General features: G+C 71.6%; 7 protein-coding genes. 2 read left to right on the top strand and 5 right to left on the bottom strand.

Going from position 1 to position 3,797, the window contains the following annotated elements; all coding sequences use genetic code 11:
* A partial coding sequence (locus AC0B9F_RS37840; protein ID WP_472010326.1) for a biotin carboxylase N-terminal domain-containing protein occupies positions 1–209 on the bottom strand: 209 nt, incomplete at its 3' end.
* Between the two features lie 379 nt (positions 210–588).
* On the opposite strand from AC0B9F_RS37840, the gene AC0B9F_RS37835 reads away from it, so the two are divergent.
* Positions 589–1,053, top strand: coding sequence for a hypothetical protein (locus AC0B9F_RS37835; protein WP_472010324.1), 465 nt, complete (start codon positions 589–591; stop codon positions 1,051–1,053).
* On the opposite strand, the gene AC0B9F_RS37830 is transcribed toward AC0B9F_RS37835, so the two are convergent.
* Complete coding sequence (locus tag AC0B9F_RS37830; protein WP_472010322.1) at positions 1,022–1,642, bottom strand: Maf family protein; 621 nt, start codon at positions 1,640–1,642, stop codon at positions 1,022–1,024. The genes AC0B9F_RS37835 and AC0B9F_RS37830 overlap by 32 nt on opposite strands.
* Before the next feature lie 66 nt (positions 1,643–1,708).
* Positions 1,709–1,837, bottom strand: a complete 129-nt coding sequence (gene mmpB / locus AC0B9F_RS37825) for a morphogenic membrane protein MmpB (protein ID WP_361639406.1) — start codon at positions 1,835–1,837, stop codon at positions 1,709–1,711.
* Between the two features lie 115 nt (positions 1,838–1,952).
* On the opposite strand from mmpB, the gene AC0B9F_RS37820 reads away from it, so the two are divergent.
* Positions 1,953–3,086 (top strand): SGNH/GDSL hydrolase family protein, encoded by a 1,134-nt coding sequence (locus AC0B9F_RS37820; protein ID WP_472010320.1) that lies wholly within the window; start codon positions 1,953–1,955, stop codon positions 3,084–3,086.
* A 10-nt stretch (positions 3,087–3,096) separates the two neighbouring features.
* On the opposite strand, the gene AC0B9F_RS37815 is transcribed toward AC0B9F_RS37820, so the two are convergent.
* Positions 3,097–3,306 carry an acyl-CoA carboxylase epsilon subunit gene (locus AC0B9F_RS37815; protein ID WP_472010318.1) on the bottom strand — a complete coding sequence of 70 codons (210 nt, stop codon included), beginning with the start codon at positions 3,304–3,306 and terminating at the stop codon, positions 3,097–3,099.
* 17 nt (positions 3,307–3,323) lie between these two features.
* On the bottom strand, positions 3,324–3,797 hold a 474-nt coding region (locus AC0B9F_RS37810), incomplete at its 5' end, for a carboxyl transferase domain-containing protein (RefSeq protein WP_472010316.1).

Here is a 3,797-nt window from a genome sequence, read left to right as displayed (position 1 = left end):
TTGGCGGCCTTGAGGACCTTGTCGATGTCGAGGTAGCTGGTCGCCGGGGTGTCACCGCCCAGGGCGAACGCCTCGTCCGCGGCGCGGACGTGCAGGGCGTCCCGGTCCGGGTCCGCGTAGACGGCCACGCTCGCGATCCCCGCGTCCCGGCAGGCCCGGGCCACGCGGACAGCGATTTCGCCACGGTTGGCGATGAGCACCTTGCGCACGATTGAGGCTCCCTCCTTGAAACAAGCCGAGTTTAGGGACTGCCGACACGGCACTTCGACCCGTCCCCAATGGTGAGCTTGCCCACACGGAGCGTGATTCGAGGCTCGCTCGACCCGCAAAATCCCTTGTCCCACCGCTATACGCAGGACTCCTCCGGGAAACCCTAGCCCTCCGATGTGGTCAAGGTCTCTGTGAGAGCGTGCTGCGCCACACTCCGATTCTTTGTGGAGTCCCTACGAATGGCCCAATGATTCGTTGGCATGCGCAGGACCCTTGTCCCTGGGTTTACCGGTTAGTAGCGTTCGCGATGTATCGCACATACTCGGGGTAACAGTGGCGTGGCCGGGTCGAGCCGCGCTCGAAGGTGGGTGGGCGACCGTGGTGCGCAGACCGGTGGCATGGGTGGTGGCACTCGTGCTCTTCGTCGAGGCTTTCGGGGTGGCGGGGTTCAACTGGTTCCTCGCCCATGTCGTCGACAGGCAGCACATGTCGCTGGCCGGTCTGGACCCGGACGTCATGGCGACGTCCTCGAAGATCGGCGGCGTCGTCTTCGGGCTCTACTTCCTGCTGTGCGGGCTGGTCGCCCTGCTCGTCGCCGTACGCAACCGGGCCCCCGCCGGGCTCGGCCGGGTCGTACTGGTCAGCGCGGCCGTGGTGCACGGGCTGCTCGGCGCGTTCGTGTGGGGGCTGGTGGGCTTCGGCGCGTTCGCGTTCATGATGGTCGTGCTCGGCCTGATCGTGCTGCTCCTCGTCACCTACGACGCCGAGCCGGCCCCCGCCGAGGGGGCCGGCGACAGCGGCGACGCGCCGGTCACGCCTCCTGCGGCGCCCACAACTCCGTGATGCCGACGCCCAGTTCCGCCAGCAGGCGGCGCACCAGGGGCAGGCTGATGCCGATGACGTTGCCGTGGTCGCCCTCGATGCCGTCGATGAACGGCGCGGAACGCCCGTCCAGGGTGAAGGCGCCGGCGACGTAGAGGGGCTCGCCGGAGGCGACGTACGCGGCGATCTCCTCGTCCGTCGGCTCACCGAAGCGGACGACGGTGGAGGCGGTCGCGGAGACGTACCGCTCGGCCCGCGTGTCCCAGACGCAGTGGCCCGTCTGGAGAGTTCCGGCCCGGCCGCGCATCGCCTTCCAGCGGGCCGTGGCCTCCCCGGCGTCCGCGGGCTTGCCCAGGGCCTGGCCGTCCAGCTCCAGCACCGAGTCGCAGCCGATCACCAGCGCGCCCCGCACCTCGGGCCGGGCCGCGACCACGGACGCCTTGGCCTCGGCGAGGGCGAGGGCCAGCTCGGCGGGGGTCGGGGCGGTCACGGCGTCCTCGTCGACGCCGCTGACGATCACCTCGGGAGCGAGTCCGGCCTGCCGGAGCAGCCCGAGCCGGGCGGGTGACTGGGAGGCGAGCACGAGTCGGCGGCGCGGCTGATCTGTCATGCGATCAGCGTAGCCGCGCCCGTCTCGCGGGTGCGCGCCGCCGAGATGCCCCACCGGTGCGGCGCCTCACCTCACCCCGATCACGATCATCGCGAGCACCATGGCCAGCGCCATGAGAACGCCCAGCCGCCGCAGCTTCTCCTGCATCTCCCGCAGTTCTTCCGGCGGCTCGTTCTCGGGGTCGGACCACAGCATGCCTTCCATCGTCCGGCGACGTCCTCGCGGGTCGCCTGAGTACGCATACTCATCTTCGCTTAACGGTGCTACAGTCCCGTTTGTAAAAGGGATTGCAGTTCCATTTGGAGGGGTCATGTTCACCGCTGCCTGGACCGCGTCACCCCAGCCGCCCACCGAGGGCTTCACTCCGAACTGGTCGCGCGAGGGCTTCTGGCGCCAGTCGCTGCGCCAGGTCGTCCGCCTCACCGCGGGCGGCGGCCGGGTCCGTGTCCGGCTCTCGCACACCTACGGCACCTCCCCGCTGCGGATCGCGGGCGCGTCCGTGGCCCGCGCGGCGCACGGGGCGTCGGTCGAGCCGGGTTCGCTGCGCCGGCTCACCTTCGGCGGGGCGCCGGCCGTCGAGATCCCGGCGCGCGGCCAGGTGGTCAGCGATCCGGCCGAGCTGGCCCTCGCCGCGGGCGAGCCGCTCACCGTCACCCTTCATTTCGACGCGGCGACCGGCCCGGCGACCTTCCACGCGCAGGCCTTCACGCCCAGCTACCGGGGCCCGGGCGACCTGCTCACGGCGGCCGACGGCACCGCGTTCCCCGAGGCCACCGAGTCCTGGTACGTGCTGTCCGCCGTCGAGACCGACGCCGGCCGCACCGACGGCATCGCCCTGCTCGGCGACTCGATCACCGACGGTTTCGGCTCCACACCCGGCGCCGACCGCCGCTGGCCGGACGCGCTCGCCGCGCGCACCGGACGGCCCGTCCTGAACGCGGGCATCGGCGGCAACCTGCTGCTCAACGACTCCGCCTGGTACGGCGAGAGGGCCGCCCACCGCCTGACCCGGGACGTCCTCGACCACCCGGGAGTGGACACACTCGTCGTCCTGCTCGGCCTGAACGACATCGGCTTCAGCGAGACCGGCGAGCAGCCCACCTACAAGCCGGCGCCGGTCGTCACGGCCGCCGAACTGATCGAAGGCCACCGCCGGTTGATCCACCGGGCACGCGAGGGCGGGCTGCGGCGGGTGATCGGCGCGACCCTGCTGCCCTTCGCCGGCTCCGACCACTGGGGCGAACGCGCGGCCAAGACGAGCCACGAGCTGGGCGAATGGATCCGCACCTCGGGGGAGTACGACACGGTCGTCGACCTCCACCGCGCCCTGGCCGACCCCCGCGACGGGGACCGGCTGCACCCGTCGTACGACTTCGGCGACCACCTGCACCCGAACGACGCGGGATACGCGGTGATGGCCGAAGCCGTCGCGGACGTGCTCTGAGGACGAAGGGTCAGGCCGGCCAGTAGGTGCGCGACCACGACGCCGGGCCGGGCTGGGGCACCCGCCGGCCGGCGATGCGGGCCGGGTCGGCCCAGGAGTCACGCGGTGCGGGCGCGCCGGGCGGCATGGCGGCCGCCGCCGCGGCGCGGGCGCGGACCACCGCCAGTGCGGCGGCCAGCTCCTCCGGGGTCGGGTTTCCCCGTACGACCTTGATGTTCATGACGGCTCCCAGCGGGCCTAGAGGGGGATGTTGCCGTGCTTCTTCGGGGGCAGGGATTCCCGCTTGGTGCGCAGTTGACGCAGGCCGCGGACGATGTGGCGGCGGGTGTCGGAGGGTTTGATCACGGCGTCGATGTAGCCGCGTTCGGCGGCGATGTAGGGGTTGAGGAGGGCGTCCTCGTATTCCTGGATGAGGCGGGCGCGGGTGGCGTCGAGGTCGTCGCCGTTGCTCACGGCGTCGGCGAGGGTGCGGCGGTGGAGGATGTTGACGGCGCCCTGGGCGCCCATGACGGCGATCTGGGCGGTGGGCCAGGCGAGGTTGAGGTCGGCGCCGAGGTGTTTGGAGCCCATGACGTCGTAGGCGCCGCCGAAGGCCTTGCGGGTGATGACGGTGATCAGGGGGACGGTGGCCTCGGCGTAGGCGTAGATGAGTTTGGCGCCGCGGCGGATGATGCCGTCGTGTTCCTGGTCGACGCCGGGCAGGAAGCCGGG

This window comes from Streptomyces sp. NPDC097129 (genome assembly GCF_055668065.1).
This window is presented reverse-complemented; position numbering and strand designations above follow the sequence as displayed.